The sequence below is a fragment of the Thermococcus cleftensis genome (assembly GCF_000265525.1).
Taxonomy (GTDB): domain Archaea; phylum Methanobacteriota_B; class Thermococci; order Thermococcales; family Thermococcaceae; genus Thermococcus; species Thermococcus cleftensis.
Window position 1 is genome coordinate 895,774 of sequence record NC_018015.1, and the last position, 23,443, is coordinate 919,216.

Annotated in this window: 27 protein-coding genes; 9 read left to right on the forward strand and 18 right to left on the reverse strand. The window is 54.4% G+C overall.

The annotated features are described in order from the left end of the window. Positions 1–4: 4 nt before the first annotated feature. The 10 genes from CL1_RS04830 to CL1_RS04875 all read right to left on the reverse strand — a co-directional run bounded on the left by CL1_RS04830 (position 5) and on the right by CL1_RS04875 (position 9,893). On the reverse strand, positions 5–1,762 hold the full coding sequence (locus tag CL1_RS04830) for an ATP synthase subunit A (protein ID WP_014788769.1): 1,758 nt from the start codon (positions 1,760–1,762) through the stop codon (positions 5–7). Positions 1,763–1,768: 6 nt separating this feature from the next. Then, positions 1,769–2,077 (reverse strand): V-type ATP synthase subunit F, encoded by a 309-nt coding sequence (locus CL1_RS04835; RefSeq protein ID WP_014788770.1) that lies wholly within the window; start codon positions 2,075–2,077, stop codon positions 1,769–1,771. After that, positions 2,074–3,174, reverse strand: coding sequence for a V-type ATP synthase subunit C (locus tag CL1_RS04840; protein WP_014788771.1), 1,101 nt, complete (start codon positions 3,172–3,174; stop codon positions 2,074–2,076). Before CL1_RS04840 ends, CL1_RS04835 begins: the two co-directional genes overlap by 4 nt. A gap of 5 nt (positions 3,175–3,179) precedes the next feature. Beyond that, positions 3,180–3,791: a V-type ATP synthase subunit E gene (locus CL1_RS04845; protein ID WP_014788772.1), complete on the reverse strand. Its 612-nt coding sequence runs from the start codon at positions 3,789–3,791 to the stop codon at positions 3,180–3,182. 39 nt (positions 3,792–3,830) lie between these two features. Then, positions 3,831–4,319 carry a V-type ATP synthase subunit K gene (locus CL1_RS04850; protein WP_014788773.1) on the reverse strand — a complete coding sequence of 163 codons (489 nt, stop codon included), beginning with the start codon at positions 4,317–4,319 and terminating at the stop codon, positions 3,831–3,833. A gap of 15 nt (positions 4,320–4,334) precedes the next feature. Beyond that, on the reverse strand, positions 4,335–6,314 hold the full coding sequence (locus tag CL1_RS04855; protein ID WP_014788774.1) for a V-type ATP synthase subunit I: 1,980 nt from the start codon (positions 6,312–6,314) through the stop codon (positions 4,335–4,337). 1 nt (position 6,315) lies between these two features. Continuing rightward, on the reverse strand, positions 6,316–6,627 hold the full coding sequence (locus CL1_RS04860; protein ID WP_014788775.1) for a V-type ATP synthase subunit H: 312 nt from the start codon (positions 6,625–6,627) through the stop codon (positions 6,316–6,318). Positions 6,628–6,766: 139 nt separating this feature from the next. Beyond that, positions 6,767–7,459 (reverse strand): potassium channel family protein, encoded by a 693-nt coding sequence (locus tag CL1_RS04865; RefSeq protein WP_014788776.1) that lies wholly within the window; start codon positions 7,457–7,459, stop codon positions 6,767–6,769. After that, positions 7,459–8,982 carry a preprotein translocase subunit SecD gene (locus CL1_RS04870; protein ID WP_014788777.1) on the reverse strand — a complete coding sequence of 508 codons (1,524 nt, stop codon included), beginning with the start codon at positions 8,980–8,982 and terminating at the stop codon, positions 7,459–7,461. Before CL1_RS04870 ends, CL1_RS04865 begins: the two co-directional genes overlap by 1 nt. After that, positions 8,979–9,893 (reverse strand): protein translocase subunit SecF, encoded by a 915-nt coding sequence (locus CL1_RS04875; RefSeq protein ID WP_014788778.1) that lies wholly within the window; start codon positions 9,891–9,893, stop codon positions 8,979–8,981. Before CL1_RS04875 ends, CL1_RS04870 begins: the two co-directional genes overlap by 4 nt. A gap of 343 nt (positions 9,894–10,236) precedes the next feature. Here CL1_RS04875 and speD point away from each other — a divergent pair, with 343 nt between their 5' ends. Together speD and CL1_RS04885 are read left to right on the forward strand one after the other, a co-directional pair. Next, positions 10,237–10,656 (forward strand): adenosylmethionine decarboxylase, encoded by a 420-nt coding sequence (gene speD / locus CL1_RS04880; RefSeq protein ID WP_048152365.1) that lies wholly within the window; start codon positions 10,237–10,239, stop codon positions 10,654–10,656. A 76-nt stretch (positions 10,657–10,732) separates the two neighbouring features. Further along, on the forward strand, positions 10,733–12,424 hold the full coding sequence (locus CL1_RS04885; protein ID WP_014788780.1) for a DUF262 domain-containing protein: 1,692 nt from the start codon (positions 10,733–10,735) through the stop codon (positions 12,422–12,424). Here the strand turns inward: CL1_RS04885 and CL1_RS04890 are convergent, their stop codons facing one another. Beyond that, positions 12,425–12,949, reverse strand: a complete 525-nt coding sequence (locus CL1_RS04890; protein WP_048152368.1) for a hypothetical protein — start codon at positions 12,947–12,949, stop codon at positions 12,425–12,427. It lies immediately after the preceding gene. Between the two features lie 23 nt (positions 12,950–12,972). After that, complete coding sequence (locus tag CL1_RS04895; RefSeq protein WP_014788782.1) at positions 12,973–13,719, reverse strand: KaiC domain-containing protein; 747 nt, start codon at positions 13,717–13,719, stop codon at positions 12,973–12,975. Between the two features lie 415 nt (positions 13,720–14,134). Here CL1_RS04895 and CL1_RS04900 point away from each other — a divergent pair, with 415 nt between their 5' ends. From CL1_RS04900 to CL1_RS04910, 3 genes are all read left to right on the forward strand, one after another. Continuing rightward, positions 14,135–14,728 carry a hypothetical protein gene (locus tag CL1_RS04900; RefSeq protein ID WP_014788783.1) on the forward strand — a complete coding sequence of 198 codons (594 nt, stop codon included), beginning with the start codon at positions 14,135–14,137 and terminating at the stop codon, positions 14,726–14,728. 23 nt (positions 14,729–14,751) lie between these two features. Continuing rightward, positions 14,752–15,648 (forward strand): hypothetical protein, encoded by an 897-nt coding sequence (locus CL1_RS04905; protein ID WP_014788784.1) that lies wholly within the window; start codon positions 14,752–14,754, stop codon positions 15,646–15,648. A 91-nt stretch (positions 15,649–15,739) separates the two neighbouring features. Beyond that, on the forward strand, positions 15,740–16,114 hold the full coding sequence (locus CL1_RS04910) for an ATP-binding protein (protein WP_048151950.1): 375 nt from the start codon (positions 15,740–15,742) through the stop codon (positions 16,112–16,114). Between the two features lie 115 nt (positions 16,115–16,229). Here CL1_RS04910 and CL1_RS04915 read toward each other — a convergent pair whose 3' ends face one another. Together CL1_RS04915 and CL1_RS04920 are read right to left on the reverse strand one after the other, a co-directional pair. Next, complete coding sequence (locus tag CL1_RS04915; RefSeq protein WP_187287178.1) at positions 16,230–16,733, reverse strand: PUA domain-containing protein; 504 nt, start codon at positions 16,731–16,733, stop codon at positions 16,230–16,232. A gap of 30 nt (positions 16,734–16,763) precedes the next feature. After that, positions 16,764–17,282, reverse strand: coding sequence for a YkgJ family cysteine cluster protein (locus CL1_RS04920; RefSeq protein ID WP_014788786.1), 519 nt, complete (start codon positions 17,280–17,282; stop codon positions 16,764–16,766). 122 nt (positions 17,283–17,404) lie between these two features. Here CL1_RS04920 and CL1_RS04925 point away from each other — a divergent pair, with 122 nt between their 5' ends. Next, positions 17,405–18,037: an HdeD family acid-resistance protein gene (locus CL1_RS04925; protein WP_014788787.1), complete on the forward strand. Its 633-nt coding sequence runs from the start codon at positions 17,405–17,407 to the stop codon at positions 18,035–18,037. A gap of 12 nt (positions 18,038–18,049) precedes the next feature. On the opposite strand, the gene CL1_RS04930 is transcribed toward CL1_RS04925, so the two are convergent. Further along, a complete protein-coding gene (locus CL1_RS04930) occupies positions 18,050–18,514 on the reverse strand; it encodes a hypothetical protein (protein ID WP_237266283.1) in 465 nt (154 codons plus the stop codon). A 234-nt stretch (positions 18,515–18,748) separates the two neighbouring features. Between CL1_RS04930 and CL1_RS04935 the strand changes: the two genes are divergently transcribed. Both CL1_RS04935 and CL1_RS04940 read left to right on the forward strand, forming a co-directional pair. Continuing rightward, positions 18,749–19,306, forward strand: coding sequence for an HdeD family acid-resistance protein (locus CL1_RS04935; protein WP_014788789.1), 558 nt, complete (start codon positions 18,749–18,751; stop codon positions 19,304–19,306). 5 nt (positions 19,307–19,311) lie between these two features. Continuing rightward, on the forward strand, positions 19,312–20,079 hold the full coding sequence (locus CL1_RS04940) for a TrkA C-terminal domain-containing protein (protein ID WP_048152369.1): 768 nt from the start codon (positions 19,312–19,314) through the stop codon (positions 20,077–20,079). On the opposite strand, the gene CL1_RS04945 is transcribed toward CL1_RS04940, so the two are convergent. Continuing rightward, positions 20,076–21,848, reverse strand: coding sequence for a tRNA uridine(34) 5-carboxymethylaminomethyl modification radical SAM/GNAT enzyme Elp3 (locus CL1_RS04945; RefSeq protein WP_014788791.1), 1,773 nt, complete (start codon positions 21,846–21,848; stop codon positions 20,076–20,078). The two genes, CL1_RS04940 and CL1_RS04945, sit on opposite strands and share 4 nt — an antisense overlap. Before the next feature lie 102 nt (positions 21,849–21,950). On the opposite strand from CL1_RS04945, the gene CL1_RS04950 reads away from it, so the two are divergent. Next, positions 21,951–22,703, forward strand: a complete 753-nt coding sequence (locus tag CL1_RS04950; protein ID WP_014788792.1) for a Nif3-like dinuclear metal center hexameric protein — start codon at positions 21,951–21,953, stop codon at positions 22,701–22,703. Here CL1_RS04950 and CL1_RS04955 read toward each other — a convergent pair. Together CL1_RS04955 and CL1_RS04960 are read right to left on the reverse strand one after the other, a co-directional pair. Continuing rightward, complete coding sequence (locus CL1_RS04955) at positions 22,678–23,043, reverse strand: hypothetical protein (protein WP_014788793.1); 366 nt, start codon at positions 23,041–23,043, stop codon at positions 22,678–22,680. The genes CL1_RS04950 and CL1_RS04955 overlap by 26 nt on opposite strands. A gap of 17 nt (positions 23,044–23,060) precedes the next feature. After that, the gene (locus CL1_RS04960; RefSeq protein ID WP_014788794.1) at positions 23,061–23,423 is read right to left on the reverse strand and encodes a hypothetical protein; all 363 of its coding nucleotides are present in this window, start codon (positions 23,421–23,423) and stop codon (positions 23,061–23,063) included. Positions 23,424–23,443 lie beyond the last annotated feature (20 nt).

A 23,443-nucleotide genomic window follows, 5' to 3' on the forward strand; every position in this document is an offset into this window, starting at 1 on the left:
AGCATCACGCCCCGTACCTCTTGAAGAGCTCCTCAAACTGAGCGTTTGTCTCGTCTATGAGGGCCCTGACCTTCTCAAGGTCGGGCTCGTACTTCATACGTCCTATCTTCTCCCTGACCGGGAGCTTGGCTATTTCATCAACGGGAACTCCCCTATCGACGGCCTGCATGGTCTTCTCGTAGAAGTTGAGGATAACCCTCATCATGGTGACCTGCTTCTTGGGCGGGCAGTAGGTGTCCACCTCATCGAAAGCGTCCTGCTGGAGGTAGTCCTCACGGAGCATTCTGGTGACGATAAGCACCGCTTTTTCCCTGTCCGGCAGTGCATCGGGACCGACGATCCTGACTATCTCCTGGAGCTCGGCCTCCTTCTGGAGAAGCTCCATCGCCTTGTCCCTCATGGCCTTCCACTCGGGATCGACGTTCTTGTGCCACCAGTCCTTGATGGAGTCCACGTAGAGCGAGTAGCTCCTGAGCCAGTTTATTGCCGGGAAGTGCCTCCTACGAGCAAGGTCTGCATCGAGGGCCCAGAAGACCTTGACGACACGCAGGGTGTTCTGGACGACCGGCTCGCTGAAGTCACCGCCAGGCGGCGAGACTGCACCGATGACGGAGACACTGCCTATCCTCTCGTCGCTTCCGAGGGTGACGACGCGACCGGCACGCTCGTAGAACTCGGCGATCTTGCTCGCGAGGTATGCCGGGTAACCCTCCTCACCGGGCATCTCCTCAAGCCTTCCAGAAATCTCACGCAAAGCTTCGGCCCATCTCGAGGTGGAGTCGGCCATAAGAGCCACGTCGTAGCCCTGGTCGCGGAAGTACTCGGCTATGGTGATTCCGGTGTAGATGGAAGCCTCACGCGCCGCGACCGGCATGTTGGAGGTGTTGGCTATGAGAACCGTCCTCTCCATGAGCGGCTTTCCGGTCTTCGGGTCCTTGAGCTTCGGGAACTCCTCAAGCACGTCGGTCATCTCGTTTCCGCGCTCACCGCAACCTATGTAAACGACGACCTGGGCGTCACTCCACTTGGCCAGCTGGTGCTGGGTAACGGTCTTTCCGGAACCGAATGGGCCAGGAATAGCGGCCGTTCCACCCTTGGCCTGGCTGAAGAAGGTGTCTATAGTCCTCTGTCCGGTGATGAGCGGAACCTCGGGCGGGAGCTTCCTCTTGTAGGGCCTCTTGACACGGACGGGCCACTTGTGGTACATCTTAAGCTCCTCGATGCTTCCGTCAGGCTTCTTGACCCTGGCTATGACCTCCTCGACGGTGTAGTCACCCTCCTCGGCGATCTCGACGATCTCACCCTCGACCCAGGGCGGAACGAGTATCTTGTGCTCGATGATGCTGGTCTCGGGAACGACACCGAGTATATCGCCGCCAACGACCTTGTCCCCGACCTTAACCTTCGGGGTGAAGTGCCACTTCTTGTCCCTCGGCAGGGCCGGGGCGGTGAGACCTCTCGCTATGAAGTCGCCGCTCAGCTCCCTGAGGGCCTCAAGTGGCCTCTGAATTCCATCGTACATCGCGGTGAGCAGTCCGGGACCGAGCTCAACGCTCAGCGAAGCGCCAGTTCCCTCGACCGGCTCCCCGGGCTTTATACCGGCGGTTTCCTCGTAGACCTGGATAACAGCCCTGTCGCCCTCGAGGCGTATGATTTCTCCTATGAGCCCCATTTCGCCGACGCGAACGACCTCGTACATCTTCGATCCTTTCATTCCGTCGGCAACGACGAGCGGACCGGTAACGCGAATTATCCTTCCCATTTCCCTTCACCTCTTCAGCTCAACACCAATTGCCCTCCTAACTATCTCCTTAATCGCCTCTTCACCGAACTTAGAGCCGGACTTGTCCGGCACCTGAAGAATGATCGGGAGGGTAACCTCTGGGAGCTCAACCTTCTGGGCGAACCTCTCGGTTATGAGTATTATTCCCACGTCGCCCCTCTCTATGAGCTCCTTCAGCTTGTTTCTCAGCCTCTCCAGCTCGAGAGGCGTGTCGTCAAAGGAATAAACCTCGTGGGCGCCGGCCAGCTTGAAGCCGAGCGCCGTGTCCCTGTCCCCCAGCACGGCTATCTTCATGCGGCATCACCCGCCATCTCCTTTATCCTCTCGGGCTCGAGGCCATCGCTGATGAGCTTGGCTATGGCCCTGAGCTTCCGGATTTCCCTCTCCTTCTGGAGGACGTAGCCGAGCGGTGTAGCGACGCTGAGCGGGTAGAACCTGTTGAGCTCACTAAGCCTCTCCACGATGTGCCTCTCCAGGGTCCTCTCGAGGACTCCGAGGTCCCTCTCCACTTCCTCCCTGACGTCGCGGATAACCTTACCGTACTTGGTGGAGTCCAGCTCGGCCAGGGCCATTCCCAGGTCATCGACGTGGAGGAGCGGGTCGAGCTTGACGCTTCCACCCGGAATGAGCATGGGCTTTATCTCCTCCGCGGCCATTCCTGCAGACTTTGCCCTGAGAACGGTGAGGAGGTTCAGCTTGTCTATCCTGAGCCTCACGAACTCCTCGAGGATCACCCTCTCGTCCTCCTTCCTGGAGAGGGCATAGTTGAGCAGCTTGGCGTAGTGCATCTTGTAGAGCTCGGTCTCGAACTCCCTAAGGCTCATCTCGCCCAGGAGAAGCTTCTGGTAGGGCTCCTCGTAGGGGGTGCCCTCAAGGATAACGAGTATCTCCTCCATGGTCTTGGCCTCTGCCATGGCCTTGACCTTGGGGAGCATCGTTCCCAGCTCGACGACGTAATCACTGGCCGGTTCGCCCGCGAGCTTGGCCTTGACAACGCTCGCTATGTTCCTGACGTCCCACTCCTCAAGCATGAGCCTGAAGAAGGGGGCGGACCTCTTCGGGAGGATTTTAACCATAAGCTCGTAGGTTCCGGCCAAGGCCCTCTCGAGGGCCCTCTCTATCGACTCGATGTCGTAGCTCGAGAGGTCCGCGAAGTAGTCCCTGTAGTCGGTATCCTCCAGGCTGACCACGAAGTTCTGGAGCGTCCTGCTCTCGGCCAACTCGTTGAACCTCTGCTCGGTCAGGAGCTTCGCTTCCATCGCCTTTATCCTAGCGTTCGGATAGGAGTAGGGCGTGTACTTCCAGACTATCTTGGCCGTCTTGTAGCCCACCCAGGTGAAGACCACTGCGAGGGTGGTGTTGAGTATTCCGCTCACGGCTCCTGGTTCCATCGCCCTCACCCGAAGAGAGCCTTGGCTATCTCGGCCCTCAGCTCGCCCTCGAACCTCTCTATCCTGGCCTCAAACGTGTTATCAACCCTGACGGAGCCATCGGGGGTCTCAACGATGAGGCCTCCGATAGTCTGCACCGGCTCGCCGAGGGCGACCTCAACATCCTTCCCGAGCCTCTCGGCGAGGGCCTTCCTGAACTCGTCGAGTCTGTTGGAAAGCAGTTCCAGGGTCTTCTCGTTGGAGCGAAGGACAAAGCTCTCAGAGCCGAGTTCCTTAACGGCTCCAACCGCCAGGTCGATGAGCATCGGGAAGTACTCCTCCTCGGGAAGCTCGGCCAGCCTCTCGCGGAGAGCTGAGATGACCTCCTGAATCAGCTCCTCCTGAACCTGGAGGCGCTTCTTCCTGACCTCGAGCCTGGCGTTGGCTATTATTCTCTGCCTCTCTATCTCGGCCTGGGTCTGGGCCTTTCGCATTATCCACTCGGCCCTGGCCTCGGCCCTCTTCCTGGCCTCCTCCTTAATCTGCTCCGCCTCCTCCCTGGCCTCGCTGAGTATGTACTGTATCTTCTGCTCCGCTTCCCTGTTTATCTCCTGAATGATCAGCTCTGCCCCTTCCATCTTCCTTCCTCCCCTGGCTGTAAAGAAAGTTGGACGGAGTCAGAAGCCGACTCCGGTGACTATCATTATCAAGGCTCCGACGAGACCGAAGATTGCCATGGTCTCGGCCATAGCGGCGAAGATGATGCCCTGGGTGAAGGTCTTCGGGTTCTTGGCGACGGCACCGATTCCAGCGCTGGCTATGATACCCTGCGGTATTGCCGAGAGGCCGGTGAGGCCAACCACGAGACCGGCACCGAGGAGTATGGCGCTCTTAACGATGTTGTCCATGTTGGTCGGGTCGGTGAACTTGAAGCCGCCACCGAGGATTCCTGAGACCATCAGGATAAGGAACAGGGTGATGAGACCGTAGATACTCTGGGTCATGGGCAGACCCTCGAGTATCAGCGCGTTCTTGAAGTTCTTCTCGTCCTCGGCGACGACTCCAGCTGCGGCTGCGCCTGCTATACCAACACCGAAGGCCGAAGCGGCTCCGGCAAGACCGGCCGCAAGGGCGGCTCCAAGGGATACGTAAACTATCGGGTCCATCTTCCATACACCTCCTCAAGCTTCAAACTCCAACTCGGAAACTTCTCTTTTTGCCCTGAAGGGCTCGAAAGGTTTACCTTCACCTGAGTAAAACGTCCCGAAAAATTCAACGTACTGGAGACGGAGCGAGTGGACGAACGCTCCGAGGGCGTTGATGGCGACCGAAAACAGCTGGCCGCCGGCAAAGAGTATGAGACCTATGACTATTCCTATTGGAACGGGGCCTATGCTTATGCCCCAGACCATCTGGACGAGTATGTTGATGACCATGGCTATTCCAGCCGTTGCCAGGGCAAGCGCCATAAGCCTTGCGTAGCTGAGCCAGCTGCCGACGAAGCCGAAGAAGTCCGAGATTATCAGCAACGCCGCCAGGCCACCGTTGTTCACCACCTCGCCTATGGCGAAGAGCACTAGACCTATTCCAAAGAGCGCCTTGCCGGCGGTTCCAGCGCTCGGGCTGTTGGTTCCGAGGACGAGGGTAACGATTCCAAGGATTATGAGCATCCATGACAGCTGGTCGAGTATAGCGCCCTTCCTGTCGCCGTTCTTGAACTTGACCACGAAGCCCAGGGTGTAGCCGAGGAACAGGTGGGCTATGCCTATCGCCAGGGCCAGCTGGAGCACCACGAGGGCGTCCTGGAAGGTGTCCCAGACGCGCGGGACGGTGAAGCCGGCCAGGTCGAGGGCGTTGCCGAAGTAGCTGCCGAAGAGGGCACCCATTATCATGGTGAAGAACGAACTGATGAGCAGGGTGTAGGAGAACTTGTAGGTGCCGTCGTTGAATTTCCTGTGCCCCTTGACGAGGAGGGCCGCGATTATGGCTATGATGAGACCGTACATGAAGTCGGTGAGCATGAATCCGAAGAAGAACGAGTACGTGAAGGTTATTATCGGAGTCGGGTCTATCTCGTCGTACTTGGGAACGCCGTACATCTCCGTGAGCATTTCAAATGGCCTGGCCCAGCCGGGGTTCCTGAGCTTTATCGGAATCTCATCGAGCTCCTCTGCACCCGGCTCGCGGACGTTGATGTAGGCCTTGTTTTCGGTAACCCTCTTTATTCCCTCGAGAACCCTGGGGACATCGGTCCTGGGGAGCCAGCCGGTCAAAGCGAAGGTCATGTTGGTTCTCGCGAGCATCGGTAAAACGCTCGCCTTGTCGCGCTCGTTCTCCATCAGCTCCTGGTAGAAGACGACGTCATTGTAGTACTTCTCGGCCAGCATCTCGGCATCTCTCTTGGCGCTCTCGAGCTCTTTCTCCTTGGCGCGGAGCTTCTCCTCGTAGACCGCTATGAGCTCCCTCGGTGTTCCCTTACCCTCAGGGACCTCGAGCCTCTCGAGGGAGTACTTCGCCAAGATCGGGTTGGCCTTCTCGTAGTCGCGCTTGAGGAAGGCGAAAACGGCTAAAACCTTGTCCTTAAGCTCCCTGGAGACGACGACAGCCCTTCCGTCGGTGGCCTTCTTAACCTCCTCGACGAGGGGCCTGAACCTGTTCCTGTCCACGGTGCCGACTACGATTTCAAGCATATCGGTCGATTTGAGGTAGGACACGTCGAGGTTAATTGCCGATAGGAGCTCGAGAATCGCGATGTCATTCTTTATCCTCTCAATCTCGGTCTGGGTGGAGGTTATCTTGCCCTCCACCGCCTTTATCTCAGGCTCAACGGTGGAGAGGAAGGCCTCAACGTCCTTTATGAGCTTCTCTATCCCCTCGTACCTGTACTTCTTCCGCTCCCTCTCGGGCGGGAAGATGAACTCCTTTATTCCACCGCCGCCCTTCTTCCTGTGGGCTTTTAGGAAATCGACGAGCCTCGAGATGGTTATGCTGTACGAAGCGGCTTTCCTGTGGTACTCGTTAGGGGAATCCTTCTGGGCCACCCTGACGTCGAGCTCCCTTATCTCGACCACTCCGTTCTCGTGGAGGTAGGTGAGCAGCTTGTCCTTATAGCGGTTGAGCGTTATGACCTCGATCTTGACCATCTCTTCCGGCCTGAACATCTCAGCCCCCTCTCACAAGCGCTATACCGGCCGAGATGGCCCTCTCGAGATTGTTCGTGGCCTTGACCTTTAGCTCCTCTATCTCGGCCTCACCCTCCTCGAGGATTTTCTTTGCCTCCTCCTCGCCCTCGAGACGGGCCTTCTCAATGAGGGCTTCGGCCTGCTTCTCGGCCCTTTCGATGATTTCCTGCTCGATGAGCCTGGCCTCCTCGCGGGCCTTGAGGACTATCTCCCTTGCCTCCTCCTTGGCCCGCTCAATCCTCTCCTCCGCCCGCTTCTCTGCATCAACAATCTGTTTGATGACGTCCTCCATGATTAGCCCCCCAATGACCCTGAAAACAGGTTTCCTCACACGTCGCTTTTGGCTTCCCTAACCGGTTTAAATAGTTTTTGGCACGATGGCCCGAGGTTCGGAGAGAGAAGTGGACATAAAAGATTAAAAGGTAACCATATTAACCTTCGCCGCTCTGCTTTTTCCTCTCGAGGAGCTCCTTCAAGCCCTCAAGCGCGCTGTTCTTGGCGAAGACGATGACCTGACCCTTCTCAGGAAGCTTTGTATCGCCAGAGGGGATAATTAGGTTGCCCTTCTCGTCGTAGACCGCTATCATGAGCGCGTCCTTGGGCAGCTGAAGATCACGGACGTACTTGCCCGCTATCTCGCTGTTTTCGTCGATGGTGAAGCGGACTATCTCAGCCCCCTCCTTGGGAAAGAGCACCCTGTCGAAGCCTGGCGTGACGATGTTCCGGCTTATGTACTCCGCCGCTATCTCCTCTGGCGAAATCACGAAGTCGAAGTAGCGCTTGAGGTCCGTTACCTCCTCGAATATCTTCCTGTTCTTCGGGTTGCCTATCCTGAGAGACGTCTTGATCTTCGGGTTGAGGTGCTTCGCCAGTATACAGGCGAGCAAATTCGCATCGTCCTTACCCGTTAAGGCAGCGAACGCGTCTGCCTGCTTTATGTTGGCCTCCTCCAGCGTCCTCGGGTCGGTGGCATCGCCCTCGATAACGAGGCCGTTGATGAGGAGGGAGAGCTCCTTGGCCCTCGCCTTGTCCATCTCGATTATGGTGACGTCGTGGCCGTCCTCCTCGAGCATCTTGGCGACGAGGAAGCCGACCCTCCCGGCACCCATTATGACGACGAACATCAGTCCTCACCGAGCAGGTACTTCGCTATCTCGGCGTAGGCGGGCCTGGTGATCAGTATTCCGATGAGGACGCCGAGTATGGTGGTGAAGGCGAAGCCCTTGAGCGTTCCGACGAAGTACACCAGCAGGAAGCTCATGGCCGCTATAGTGGTTGCCGCCGAGGCGAATATGACGAAGAACGCCCTACCCATTCTCTTGATTACGCTCGAGCGCCTGCTTATCTTCGTGCTCCTCTCACCGCTAAGGAGCTCGTCTGTTATAACTATCTGCTGATCGACGCCGGTACCTATGGCCGCTATTATACCTGCAATGCTCGGCAGGTCGAGGTTCCAGTTTATCAGAGCGGCGAAGCCAAGGATTATGAGGACCTCGAAGAAGCTCGTGCTGGCGACCGGTATGGCTATCTTCCAGTTCCTGTAGTGGAAGTAGACGATAAGAAGAACCGCTATGAGCGCCGCTATTCCGGCGTAGAGCGCCTGGGTCTTGAAGTTTTCGCCGAGCCTAGGGGAGATGAACTCCATTCCAACAACGTTGAGCTTGACCGGAAGCGAACCGCTCTTGAGGACGGTGTATATCGTGCTCGCCTCCTGCTCGGCCGTGAGCCTGTCGGGGGCGGTTCCGGTTATCTGGACGTCTTGCTGGGGTTCGCCTATTGTGAGGCCCTCACCAAGGGAGTACGGGCCGTAGAGGCCAAGAACGCGGACTATGAGCTGGTGGTCGCTCTCGCCAGGGTTCCTCGGGACGTATCTGACCGTGAGGTTCATTCCCTCAAGCCCGCTCTGGAGTTCCTGCGGAACATCGACCAGGACTATCTTGTCCTTGCCCTCGGCCAGCCCGGCTATCTCGTCCGCGCTCTGGTTGGCGTAGGCTACAACCGTTATGTTGAAGGCCTTGGAGATTCTCTCCATGAGGGTGGGCGCTTCCGGGGCCTCGGCGTTGAACTCGGTGCTGTTCATTAGTCTGTAAACGGAATCTGGAACCACCATGAGGGAATTGACCGGCGGGTCGAGGAACATATCAACGGGCCAGCCGACCTTGCCCTTGGCCAGCTCGGCGAACTTCTCGGCGGCGCTCTTTGAAATCCTGAACGGGACGCTCCAGCTGTTGTCAGGTTTTATCTGATAGATGCCAACGTACTCCACATCGCTTCCGGTTCCAAAGATCACGCCGTTGAATTCCATGTAGAAAACACCCTGGCTCTCGATAACCGCCTTTATCTGGTTGGCCTGCTCGGCGGTGCTGACGTTGGCTACCTTTATGAGGACTATCTGATCACCCTGGGCTTCCACCGTTATGTCCCTTAGTCCGAGGGTGTTCAGCCTCTTCTGGAGCGAATCAACGACGAGCTGCATCGTGTCGCTGTCCACGGGGTGCTCGGTCTGGGCTACCAGGGCCACACCACCGGATATGTCTATTCCAAAGGTCAGAGGCTTTACCGCGAGCGTGGCAATCGAGCCCGCAAGGAAGAGAATGAGCAGGATAATTCTCCAGTTAAGGAGGAGCCTCTTGGTTTTTCTCCTCATTCGCTACCACCCCTGGCGGAATTTGAGAGGTACCACTTCAGCACGCCGGCGTTGAGGAGCCAGGTGTTCATGAAGTCGGCCAGAAGACCGAAGATCAGGACTATGGCGATGTTGTCTATGGTCTGGCTCGTGGAGATGAGCCACAGTATGAGGAGCGCGCCCAGGGTCGTAGTACTCATTGTAAAGCCCGTCGATACCGCGTTCAGGTAGGCCTCGTCTATGCTGTCCTCCTTCCTCTTGAGGAGCTTGGTGGTGAGGAGAATGTTGCTGTCCACGGTGTAACCGATGAGCATCAGCAGGGCCGCTATGGTCGCGGTCGTGAGCTCTATTCCGAAGAGGCCCATCAGGGCGACGGCTATGGTCATATCCGAGAGGGCCGAGAAGATTATCGTCATGGACGGCACGATATTCCTGAAGAACAGGAACACCACCACGGCCATGGCCAGGAAGGCGAAGACGAGCGCCCTTATTCCCTGCTGCTGGGCGATTTCACCGAACGTGGGCTGAACCTCGCTGTGGGTGTACTCTGCATCAGGGTACTTCTGCTGCATGATTTTGATTATCTCGGTCGGGTCTGTCCCAACGGGTGCGTAAACCCTAACTCCGTTTGTATCGACACCGGTGAAGCTCTCAACCCTGACATCGACTCCAAGCTGGTCGCTTATGAACTTGGCCAGCTCGTCGGGGTTGGCGCTGACCCCGTAGGCAGTAACGACGACGCCTCCCTGCAGGTCGATTCCCAGGGTCGGGAAATTGACCGCGAGCAGAATCAGAGCAACGAGGAACACAGCGAGGGGATACGTAATCATCTTCTTGTACCCCATCTTGGCCAAAAAGCCGAGCTTTTTCCTTTTCTTCGCCCTCACGGCATCGCCAGCCGTGGGCCTTGCCTTGGTTTTAGGCTTCGACATACCTTCACCCCGTCGTTAGTTTTTGCAAAACTTGTCGTTAGTTGGAGGGACGAGTTTTAAAATTAGTGGTTCACGCATAAAAATGGCCAGCGATGAGCAGGGACAAACGGGGACGGAGAGAGCGCTTAATCCATGAAAGAGCCTTCAAATCGGGACTAGGCCGAATCCCCCAGGAGCTTTTGGAAAATTTCGATAACAGCCAGAACCCAACAGTTCAATGCATTCCAGGCCAATTCAGAGCAGTTCAACGGCAAAACGGCCCGCCCATAGTTCCCCGCTCAAGGGCTTAACTTTAAAAAGGGTACGTAATAGGAGCAACAAGAGGTGAGAGGCCATGAGCGAGATAGAGACCATCGGGTTCCACTACGTTGTGGAGGCTGCCGGTTGCGATCCTGAGGTTCTCAGTGACGCTGACAGGATAAGACAGATATTCCTCGACGCGGCAAAGGTCAGCAACATGGAGGTCAAGTCAAGCTACTTCTTCAAGTTCTCCCCCACCGGCGTCAGCGGCGTCGTCATAGTCGCCGAAAGCCACATCTCGGTCCACACCTGGCCGGAGAGGGGCTACGCTGCGCTCGACGTCTACACCTGCGGCACCAAGGCCGACCCGGAGAAGGCCGTCGATTACATACTCGAGCAGTTCAAGGCCAAGTACGCCCACGTTTCCGAGATCAAGAGGGGCATCGAAGAGGACGACGACACCTACACCCACATGATAATGACCTGGGAAGAGAGCCTGAGAAAGAACGGAAACGCAAAATAATTGCCCATATTTCCCTTTAACTTCTTCCACAAATATTATATAACCCTTCTTAGTAAGTTCTCCGGGTGCCATCTGAATGGAGGCACGAAATCGCTCTATTAAGGATTGGTTCACCAAGATAAGAACACGGCAATTGGTTCTCCCAAGATTTCAAAGATTTGAAGCTTGGGGTCCAAAGGAAATATCGGAGCTACTAACCAGCATTATTCGGGACCTTCCGGTAGGCTCTGCATTGGTTCTTGGTGTTGGGGACAGGGTTCCTTTTGTTTACCGACCTCTGACAAGTGCGCCGGAAGAGGGAGAGAGTATAAACGAACTCCTTCTCGATGGCCAGCAACGCTTAACTGCCCTGTGGAGAAGTCTAAAGGATAACTATCCTGACAAAACATATTTTGTAAAAGTTCCAGGAGAATACAACAGTGTTGATGAGATACCCAAAGATGAGTTCCAAGTGATATACGTTTCAAGATGGGTCCGGAACGGAAAGAGATACCCCATGTGGATTGAGAATCCTGAAGAGTGCTGGAAAAAGCGACTAATACCTGTAAGACTTCTCGACCCAGAACTCAGAGAAAGCGAATACCATGAATGGGCTGAAAAAGCCACAGATGGAGACGCCAAGAAAATGTTGAAGCTGGTATCGCTAATTTCGAAAATAAGGGAACAGGTAGCTCACTATAACCTCCCATACCTGTACTTACCCCCAGAAACTCCACCAGAAGTGGCCATAGAAGTGTTCCTTAAGCTGAATACCAACATGGCACCACTAAAGCCGTTTGACATCGTGGTTGCCCAGCTTGAAGGCGCCACTGGAGAGTCGCTACATGAACTAATAGGGTCCCTCAAAAGGGAAGTTCCGAGAATATCTGAATACGTTGATGTACCAACCTTTGTGCTGTCTGTTGTTGCCCTGCTTCAGAACAAACCGCCTAATCAACGCGGATTCTTTAGCATCGATTTTCAGAGGTTTGAAGATGACTGGAGAAAAGTAGTGCGCGGGACCAAGTTGCTCGTCCAGTTCTTGGAGGAGGAAGGAATCCCCGACCGCCAAAGACTTCCAACTGAAAGCCCATTACCCGTAATAGCGGCAATATGGGGTGAAGCCCCAGACATCGGAAACGAGGGAGGCAACGTGAGGATAACGCTCAGGGAATACCTGTGGAGAGCGTTCTTCACGGAGAGGTATGACAGGGCTGTCCCCACTGCAATGCTCCAGGATTACAGAGGATTAAAAGCCATGCTGATAAATGGAGAAGGAGACGAAAGCAACGTTCCGATTTTTAACGAAAATTCATATCCTCTTCCGCCTGAAGAGGTCATTCAAACAGCGAGATGGCCAAAATACAGGGATAGACTCGGAAGAGCAATTCTTCTCATATCATTCAGAGGTGGGGCTGAAGACATCTCAGACGGAAGCAGAATCACACCACAGAACATAAAACTAAGAGAATATCACCATGTATACCCTGTGGCGTGGCTTCGCGATAATGGTATCAAAGAAGAGGACGCGTACAGAGCTGTGAACTGCATAATGATAACATGGAAGACCAATCGCAAGATTGGTGCAAAACCCCCTCTTGAGTACTTAACCGAAATCAGCGACGCCATAACTTTGGGGGAGTCCGAACTCCGCAGGCGCCTTATGACCCACTACGTGGACTATGACCTCCTTGCAAGTGAGAATTACGAAAAGTTCATAGAGCAGAGGGCAAAAGATATTGCCAAAGCAATGCAAGAACTCTCAAAAGGGAAAGCATGGCGGCCATAATCACAGGAGCTTCTCTATCTCCTTTATTCTCTCAAGGGCATCTCCCAGAACCTTCCTGACGTTCTCGAGCTTTGCCTTTAGCTCGCGATTCTCCTCTTCGAGGGCCTTGACCCGCTTCTCAAGCTCTTCCTTCTCCTTCTTGAGCCTCTCGTACTCCTCGAGGGCGACCAGCTGACCACCCTTGGCCAAAACTTCGATGTTCCTGACCAGCTCGTCGAGCTTGCCCTGCTTTATCAGCTCGTAGGTCTCCCTGACGAGCTGACCGGCCTTGGTTTCTCCCTTGAGGTGCTTTCTTATCGTCGCCTCGGTCCTGCCGAGCTCCTCGGCTATCTCGCTTACTGTCATTCCCGCCTTCTCCCTCGCTATGGCTCCAGCGGCAACGGCAAGGCTGTCCACCCAGGTCAGCCTCTCGGCCGGGTCCTTGATGAGCTCTATGACCTCGGGCCTGAAGAGGGTCGCGAAGAGGAGCACGCTCTCGAGCCTGTGTATCTCCTCCCTCCCGAGCGGGTTCAGCGGAACCTCCACCATTCTCCACCACCCCCCAGCTTTTACTCAATCTCGACTATCGCCTTCCTCTTCAGTACTTTGTCAGGATAAACGACTATTCCCCTGTCGGTTATCTCGAAGGGGTGCCTCCTCATGCTGTGGCTCGTCCCGCGCATCTTCCAGACGATTAATGAGCGCTTCAGCTCGCCGTCAATCTCGTCCAGGTCGAGGCGGATTATGCCATCAACTCCGTGCTCGACGCCGGGCCCGCCGAAACCGCGCTCGCCGACGCTTATCTGGCTCACCAGTATGCTCGTGACGCCGAGACCGGCCAGAACGCGCTTGAGCTGCATCACGATGCTCCTCGCCATCGCGGGCTTGTTGATGTAGAGCGTCGTTACCGAGTCTATGACGACCCTCTTGGCTCCCAAGTCCTTGACCGCCGTTCTGAGAACGTCTATGAACTCCCTGATATCGGTGAGGTCGTGGACTATATACTTCTCGTACTCCTTGCTCTTGCCTATTCCGGCCGTGAAGGCATCGACCATCGCAAACAACCCTTCCTCCTCGTACTTCCGCACGTCCCAGCCGAACCCGGCCATGTTTTGCCTCACCTGAACCGGGTGCTCCTCAAGGGCAACGTAGATTCCCGGCTCACCCATCTGGAGGCCGTTCCATATGAACTGCTGGCTGAAGATGGACTTGCCAGTCCCGGGTCCACCGCTGAGCAAAACCACGTTCCTCTCTGGGATTCCTCCGTGGAGTATCTCGTCCATTCCAGGGATGCCAGTCTTGACTTTCTTGATCATGAGCGTCACCCCCTTTAGTAACCTTTAGTTACCGTTAGACTCTACGCGAAAGGCCTTAAAAAGATTACGTGGGGTAAGAAAAGCCAATCAAAAACACCACAGCCGGCAGAGGTTATGAGTTCCTCAGGAAGAATAAACAAATAATTCCACAAACACGCATTCGAGAAGGTTAGACTACGCCCAAAAGCTTTTTAAGGAGGTGATATAGTAAGGAGGTGATATAGTAAGGAGGTGATATAGTAAGGAGGTGATATAGTAAGGAGGTGATATAGTAAGGAGGTGATATAGTAAGGAGGTGATATAGTAAGGAGGTGATATAGTAAGGAGGTGATATAGTAAGGAGGTGATATAGTAAGGAGGTGATATAGTAAGGAGGTGATATAGTAAGGAGGTGATATAGTAAGGAGGTGATATAGTGCTGGTTGTGAAACGGCCGGTGGCTGGAATCCTCGGGGCGCTCGGGAACCTTGGAATACTACTATCGATAGCCGCACTCGGGGCGGTGATGGAACCCGACAACATTGTATTTACTGTTCTTGTGGTGTTCCTCGGGATTGGGAGCGTGCTGGCATTGATGATCGGCCTCACCTCGCTGGCAGAGGAATACAACGTGCCCGTGAAGGAGAAAACCAAAAAGCTCGCATGGGGCACCTTTATAGTATACGTGCTCTCAATAGTACTCTTTGCGTTTAATCCAGACTCCCCAGTAGGAGCCCTGTTGTTCTTCGTCTTCATCGGGCTGCTCATCTGGACCAAGAAGGATGTTTACATATACACCGGACAGGCTTCATCAATATTTGGGATAGTCGCCAAGGTCTACGCCAGGGTCTCAAGGAAAGTTATAGACCCCCACAGCGGGGGTAGCGGAAACGTCGCGGTTGTCATGACCCCAGGAGCGTACGTTGGATCCGGGATAGCAATGCAGATCTTCGCGTTCTTGCTGGCGATACTCCTGTGGTTCACCCTTGAGCCCATAGCCTGGGTACTCTGGGGGATCACCGGAAAGTGAAGATAAACCGGTGGCGATGTTAGATGAGGCCAAGGGCACTCTTCCCCCTTCTTTTGATTCTCCTTACCGTCTTTGCCAGCGGATGCACAAGCGGGGGGACGAACACCACCTCCAGCGGAACGGAAACCCAGGCCTCTAACTCCATCGGCAGTGCAGACCTTCTTCTGGTCATAACTAACGACAACATACACTCCGCGTACCTGGTAGTGAGAAACGGAAGCACTGAAATTCTCGTGGTTCCGTACTACTACTCGGTAGGACTTAAGATTAATGGGGACGAGGTCTCGATAGAGCAGAAAGATATGTGGGTTTTCCAAATGGAACCCAACGATATAGTTCGCGTTGAGAAGCTCAAGTCAGACAATGGATTCACATTCAAGGCCAAGAAGATTTATGGTGATACCGTTATGTCCGAGAGCTTCAACGTACAAGAAATCCCCAACGAGTACAGAAAGCTGTTGAACGGTCTGCCCTACTACGAGCCTCTCGATAAACTGCCTGATAATTCTGGCGTGGCGAGAAAGATCCCCCTCAGCGAGCTTGCACAAGGAATAACCATAGACGAGATAATCAACGGTTATGCAAAACTCAACGATTCAGAAAAATTAAGCGAATTCTACAAGGTCTTCACCCTTCAAAGCGGAGGAACGGGCTCAAGCGATACGCTCTACACCGGGGAGATAGTCCCAATCCTGAGGGCGAAACTCTTCCACGAATATGACATGGAGGGCACTATCAACCAGATTTCAATGGGCGACACCGCGAGGCAGAGGTTTGCGGTGGTAGCTATTCCAAAGGAGGCCCTTTCGGAGAATGTGGACGTCGAACTCAGATACGACCCCAACAGCAGGAAAGGAACGATAAAGGTAGCGGGACTTAAAACGACCGACGGCTACGCCATAGTCGTGACGCTGGGATGAATTCGTCCATTTTTTCAGAATTTAGTTCCCTCTTTGCGACCGGCAAGAACTTTAATTGCACAACCCCCTAACTTGTTAAGGGGGTTGTTGAGTGGAGAACTACTTCAACGTTCATCCAAGAACGGATATAAGAACGCTTCATGGCAGGAAGAGGGAAGCAGAGAAGCTTTTGAAGGTTCTCCGTGCCTCGGGATGGGGGGTTGTGCTTGGACCACGCATGGTCGGGAAGACGAGCCTGTCCATAGCGACGGCCGTTGAATACGCGAAGAGTGTGAGAACTGCCGTTATATACCTCAACCTCTCCACTGCGAAAAGTTTTCACGACTTAACCGTTCGCCTTTTGGGTGCGGTCTCCAAACTGGGGAGCAGAAAAAGGAGCATCGAGGTAGAGTTCAGCGCATTTGTCCCAGCGGGCCTTGGAGTCCCGGTTTCTCTGGAAGCTGGAGACTTTCAAAGCAACCTCTAACCACCCTGCTCGAAACGCTAACCGACGGGTTGTTCCTGCTCAAAAAAGAGACCATCGGCCACAGAACGTTCTACTCCTTTGCAAATCCAGTCTACCGGGATGCCGCCAGACTGCTCTAGCGCTTCCTTCTCAGAAACTCGCCGACGTCGGTGACGTTCAGAATGAACTTCCTCCTGCTTTCTGGGTTAATCCTTCCGATGCCAAGTAAAACCCCGTTCTCGTCGTAAACCACAAGCTTTTTGGTGCCCTGCCAATTGTACTTCCTAACGCCACTTCTCGGAACGTCCTTACCGGTGGTGAAGAGAAAGCCAGCCTTGGGACTCAGCACGGCGTAGTTCTTCTCGACTTTAACAAAGTAGAAGAACTCGACGTTGGGGTAGAACTTCTCGACGAGGTTGTCCACCTTAATCGTGCCCACGAAAGTCCCGTAGGCGTAGGGCTTAAGCCTTAACCCCTCAAGCTCCTTCCAGAGGGATTCATTGACAGCGTAAACGTCCCGAAACTTGCCCTCCACTACCGCGAAGAAATGATGCTCCAGCTCGCCGTACTTCTCCGCCTCGCGGAGGATCAGGTCGTACTCCCAGGCCGAAGCGCGCCGGTAGCGGAGTTCCATCTCCATGGAGGTTGTTTCGAGAGGGGGCTTAAAAGCTTAGCCTCGTTCGAGTTCGTCGAGCAACTTCACAAAGCCGTCCATATCCGTGCGCTCGAACTCCCTCTCAAACTCGAGGCCCAGCTCAGCTATCTCCTCGGGTGTTATCTCAACCTCCGGCTCCTCCGCGTTTATCCCTGGACAGCTTTCATCGTAGTAGAGCCACAGTTCTTGGCCCTTGTAGTGAAACGGCTTTTCTCCCTCAACGCCGAGGGGCTTCCTTGAGACCATGAAGGGGTATATCCTGCAGATTATAGGGTTGGCCTCGTGTATCCTGCATTTTCCGGTCTCCGGATCATGGAAGACGCAGCCGAGGTCCCATTCCCTCACCGCAAGGACGAAACGTATCGTATTTCCCTCAACCGAAAACGTCACGAAACCCTGGGGGTCGTGGCCCCTCTTCGCTATCCTTTCGATGTCCTTCAAGGTAAGGTAAACGTGCCTTCCCCTGCAGCAGTCAAGGCAGTAAAGGCACCTGAAGGGAACCGCCTTGGTGAATGGTTTCGGTTTGAACCTCATGGTGATCCATTCGGAAAACCCGTTAAAAAAGCATCGAAATCTTTCGAAAACTCTTCGACGAAAGACTTTTATCGGTTTAGCAAAATACACTGTATGTAAAATGTCGTTTGGAGGTAAAAACCATGGACGATATTAAAGAGCCTTCCGGGGAAAGGTCAATGACCCCGGAGGAATACAACGAATACCGCGAGGAGATGACAAGAAAAAAACTGGCCAGCCTGATGGCGCACTGGCAGTGGTATCTCCTCCTCGGCGTTGTCCTCCTGATCCTCGGTATAGTCGGGCTGGGAATACTCCCGTTCGTCACGCTGGCCAGCATAGCGGTTTTCGGAGTGTTCCTGATAATAGGCGGAGGGATACTGATAGCTGTTGCCATCTTCACGAAGGGCGAGAGCGGGGGGACGAGGATATTCCAGCTGCTGCTGGCAACCCTTTACATAATCGCCGGAGCGGCAATGCTCGAGGAGCCCCTCCTGTCAGCCCAGATACTGACCTTCATACTCGGCGGGGCGTACTTCGTCTTCGGTATCATCAAGGTGCTGATGGGCTTCAAGGTCCAGAACGGCGGGCTGGTGATCTTCTCGGGCGTCATAGACTTTTTCATCGGAGTTATGATCCTCGCCAACTGGCCCGAGTGGAGTCCGTGGGTCATCGGAATCTTCGTGGCGATCGAACTTATAGTCGCCGGTGTGAGCTTCATAGCGATGTCCCTTGGAGCAAGGTCGATGAAGAACAACCCGGAGTTCCAGGTCTGATCACGTGCCCGTTCATTTTTCCCTTTCAACTTCCGGGTACGCGGCCTTAAAGGCACCCCAGTCCGATTTTGGTCCATACGTTACCGTGAAGTTCACGACCTCATAGTTCTTTGGAGCACCTTCAGGCTTGTAGAGTATCAGGTGGTAGGAGCCGTCGAGGTACCAGTAGGAGCCTGGAGGTATGCGGAAGGTGTACTTCGATATCGTAACCTTGCGAACACAGGTGGCCCTTCTTGTGTACCTCGTTCCGTCCCAAACGACCGCGTCCATGCACCAGCCAGGGGTTTTGAGTTCGAGCACCACATAGTCTCCGTAATCCTCGTCCCCCTTGAGGACCAGGTTGTTGTAGAGATCCACGGCGTTCTCCCACTTCATTCCGTCGAACGTCAAGTTCGCCATCAGGAGAATCTGCCCTTTAGGCGAGGCAACGCCGTAGGGAACAGGGTTGTAAGAGATTATGGGGTAGTAAACTATCATGAATATTGCAAGCCCAAAAATGGCAGCAAGAAGAACGACCTTGATCCTGAAGCTTGCCTCGTAAGATAAAGACCATCTGCCCTTACCCACTAAAAGCCACCCCAGTTCAGGGTTGTTCTCTGGTGCTTAAAAAGTTTTACTAGCTCGAAAAACCCGAAATTTTAGTAACCTTTTCACAGAAAACTTTTTAAAGACCTAAAGTTACCTTTTGTGAAAAAATTAGGGGGTGGTTCGATGGAATACGGTGAGCTTGGAAAGAACTGGGTCTGGCTTCTCGGCCTCGGGATAATCTTCATAACCCTCGGCTTTGCCGGACTGCTCCTCCTGCCGCTGGTGAGCATAACCAGCGTTGCCATATTCGGAGCCTTCATGCTCGTGGGAGGGGCACTCCAGATGGGGCAGGGAATCTTCAAGGCCAAGGACTGGAAGAGCAGGACGCTACACATCTTAATGGGGCTCATATACGTCATCGGCGGCATAGCGACGCTTGAAAACCCGGTTCTGGCCACGACGGTACTCACACTCGTCCTCGGGTTCTCACTGATAGCGATAGGGGCGATAAGGATCGCAGTAGCGTTTCAGAACAAGGACGTCAGCCAGTGGGCCCTCATGACGCTCTCAGGAGTGCTAAGCGTTATCCTCGGCTTCCTGATAGTCCTCCAGTGGCCCTGGTCAAGCCTCTGGGCGATTGGCCTCTTCGTGTCCCTCGACCTGATAATGAGCGGGGCCAACTTCATAGCCATAGCACTGACCGCCAGGATGTCCGGAAGCGCTGTCCCAGCGAGGGGGTGAAGGGGCTGATAGCCCTCCTTTCCCTTATTCTGGTCATAACGCTGTCCCTGATAATAGTCCGAATCGGGGCGACGGCCCTTGAGATGACCGGCCTTTCTAAGGAAGTCGCATCGTTTCAGGCACAGTCGGCCTTCTCTGGCACGGGCTTCACAACCAGCGAGAGCGAGTACGTTGTCTCCCACCCGGCAAGGAGGAAGATAATAAGGACGCTGATATTCCTGGGGAGTGCAGGTATTGCATCTGCAATGGCCACCCTGGTACTGACGTTCCTGGGAAGGAGCCGGGGAGAGGCAACGGGCTACCTGGTGATCCTCGCGCTCAGCCTCGGGGGACTCTACGTCACCTTCACATCAAAAAGGGTTGAGCGCTGGATGAAAAGGTGGATCAGGCGCTTTCTCAACAGGGCCTTCCCGGAGCTGAGGGTCTACGACTACACCCAGTTGCTGGGAATAACCCATGGATACTCGATATCCCAGATCCGCGTGAAGGAAAACAGCTGGCTCGCCAACAGGACGCTGAGAGAGCTTGAATTGGACAGAGAGGGAATACTCGTCCTGGGAATATACAGGAAAAAAGGCGATAGGGAGGTTTACATAGGCGCACCCAGAGGGGACACCCTTGTAAAACCGGGCGATGTTCTCGTCTGCTACGGGCCAGAAAAGGTGCTCCTCGAACTTTCCCAGAGAGTAGCCGGAGAGAAAGGGGACAGAGAGCACGAAAAAGCCGTGAAGGAAGCGGAAATAAGAAGGATACATGAGGAACTTGAGGCCTAGGTGTTCAGGTGCGCGTCGAACTCCCTGCTCTTTTTGTAATCCCCATAGCTTTTGTCGAGCCTCTTGGCGACGTAGGGCCCGTTCTTCCGGTAGCCGAACTTTCTGTAGTACTCCCTCACGCCGACGCCGCTTATAACTAGCATCTTCTTGACGTCAAACTCCTCCCTCGCTATCCTCTCGGCCTCGCTCAAAAGCTCCCTTCCGTAACCGCGGTGCTGCCACTCGTACCTAGGTTTACCACCAATCGGCACGAGGGGGCCGTAAACGTGGAGCTCCCTGACTATAGCGGAAGGACAGCATTTTATCTCTCTCCTGTGGGCCTTCTCGCTCGGAATCCTCAGCCTCAAGAACCCTATCAGTATGTCGTTCTTGACGTCCTCGAAGCTCAGGAAGATTTCCCTTCCGCCAGATGCCCCGTAGTCCTCGCGGAGGAGCTTTATGTGCTCAACCTCGGGCTGGATTCCAAACTTCTCCATCATGTGGCCGACTTCTCTAAAGCGGATTTCCCTCGGCCTTATACCGCGCTTTATCAGCTCGTTGAAGACCAGCTGGCCCAGATTGGAGTGCTTGACGCCGTCGACGATTAGCTGGACGGGAATGTCGCGTTGGATTCTCATCACGCGAACCCACTTGGGGAAGAGCTTGTAGGCCTCGACGAGGAGCTCAACGGCCTCCTCAGTGCGATAGGGACGATATTTACCCTCCTTCCACCAGCGGTAGAGGGGAGCGTCTTTGGTCACGAGAGTGGGGTAAATTTTCAGCATGTCAGGGCGGAACCGGGTATCCTCGAAGATCGTCCTGAAAGTGTAGAGGTCCCTCTCGAAGTTGCTCCCGGGAAGGCCGGGCATTATGTGGTAGTTGATTTTAAGGCCCGCATCGCGGAGAAGTTGAGTGGCCTTAACTATCTCCTCGACGCCGTGACCGCGCCTGGTTCTCTCATGAATGAAGTTGAAAATCGTTTGAACGCCGAGCTCAACCCTCGTTGTTCCGAGCTTCAGCATCCTGTCTATGTGCCTCTCAAAGGCCCAGTCCGGGCGCGTCTCTATCGTAAGCCCGACCATTCTGACCTTAGCCCTCTCGTTCCTCCTCTGCTCGTCCTCAAGGTAGTAGTAGGGCTTTGAGTGTGTCTTAAGCCACGCCTCCCTGAACTTGGGGTCCTCCTCCAGGACGGACTCGTCTCTTTTCACTATCAACCTGACGAGCTTCTCCTCAAGGTTCTCTATATCCCTGAAGTGAGGGAAGTCGTTCATCGCCTTGAAGGCCTCTTTAACGAACCACTCCTGATAGTCCAGATCAACCGCGGGAAAGGTTCCTCCCTGGATTATGACCTCGACCTTGTCCACGTCGTGCCCGATGTCGGTGAGCTGCTTCAGGCGACGCATCATGATTATGTAGGGGTGGTAGGCGCTCTGAACGGCCCTCAAGGCTGAAGGTTCCCTCCCTGTGTAGCTCTGGGGAGAGCCGACGCTGGGCCCGCCTGGGCAGTAGATGCAACGCCCGTGTGGGCAGGGAAATGGCTTGGTCATCATGGCAACTACCGCGACGCCGCTTATCGTCCTCGTAGGCTTCCTTTTGAGCAGTTCCCTGAACTCCTCGCGCCTCTCCTCCGGAATGGCCTTCAAGATGTCGGAGTTGCCCGGAATCTTTGAGAGATGATACTTACGCGAGACCTTGATCTTCCAGCGGTTGAGCTCCTCCCTGCTCTTAATCTCACCCGACATAACCAGTCTCGCGAGCTCCTCCACAGCTTTTCCGAACCTCTCCTCCATCTTCACACCTCTCAGCCAATCTAAGGCGGGGTTTTAAAAGGGTTTGCGGGGCATATTCAGGTAGTGAATTATTCAGTAGGTGAATACAACCGGGTGATAACCATGAACCGCGACGAGCTCGTTGCCTTCCTCGGCGGGTACCTGAACGTCTCGGCTTACCCTGACAAGTCGAGCAACGGCCTTCAGGTCGAGGGAAAAGAAGAGATTGAGAGGGTGGCCTTCGCCGTCGATACGACGCTGAGAACAATCGAGAGGGCCGCAAAGGCCGGAGCGGACATGCTGATAGTCCACCACGGCATGATATGGGGCGGTCTGAACTACATAACCGGGGTTCACTACAAGCGTTTGAAAGCCCTCATAGAGAACGGCCTGAACCTCTACGTCGCCCACCTGCCCCTCGACGCCCACCCGGAGGTCGGGAACAACGTTGGACTGTTGAAGCTCCTCGGCCTCGAGCCGAAGGGGCCCTTCGGGGAGTACAGGGGGCTGAGCATTGGCTTCTACGGCGAGTTCGAGGAGTCCCAGCCGATCGAGAAGGTGGCGCAGATAATTGCCGAGAAGCTCGATACAACCGTCAAGACCTACGAGTTCGGAAAGAGGGAGGTAAGGACCGTCGGAGCGGTGAGCGGTGCCGGCGCCTTCGCTTTGGAGGAGGCCCACCGGAAGGGGATTGACCTCCTCATCACGGGCGAGTTCACCCACGCAGATTATCTGACGGCCGTTGATCTGCCCCAAAGCGTCCTCGTAGCGGGCCACTACAAGACGGAAACGCTCGGGGTGAAGGCACTCATGGAACTTATCAGAGAGCGCTTTGGGTTGGGGGTTTTCTTCATAGACGAGCCAACCGGGCTTTGAGCTCGTCGATGATGGCCCTATCGCTTTTTATCTCCATTTTCAGGCCGAGCTCTTTGGCGTAGCCCTCGACCCAGCCGGGGCTTCCGCGGAAGGGGGTAACTATCCACAGCTCTGGGAAGCCCGCGCGGTGGGCCTTGACCACATCGTATAGCACCCTCTGGGGAAACCACTTGAAGGAGGCCTCAAGCTCTATTGCCAGGAGCCTTTGTTCGTTTTTCAGAATCGCCACGTCTATCCTCGTGCCGTCGGGCGTTCTGTACTCGGGAACAGCTCTCAGACCGAGTTCTTGAGCGAGCGCAATGATTTCACGGGTAATGGCCTTGACCTTGATTGTGGACACCCCTAAGAGAAGAGATATCACTTAGACATAATAAATGTTACAAGAAACTCGTCAATATCACCGGTCAAAAGAGCTAAATCTATCATCGTCTCAACATCGCTATCAATCATCTCTGGGCGAAACCATAATATCACGTCATCATCTTGTAGGTCTAGCCTTTTCCTAATATATGGAGAGATCTTTTTAAAAATATATCCTCTATCAAGAATATATCCTTTAACGATATCATAATCTAAATCACTATTCTCTCCAAAAAAGAAAACGACATACTGTCTCATAGCCCATTTCAAGAAAAGTATCTTGTGAATTTTCGAGGGATTATTGCTCTTAATATCAATATCCCTAATATCCTCAATAGGTAATCCCACAACAAGTCTCATTATAATATCCCTCGATTTAT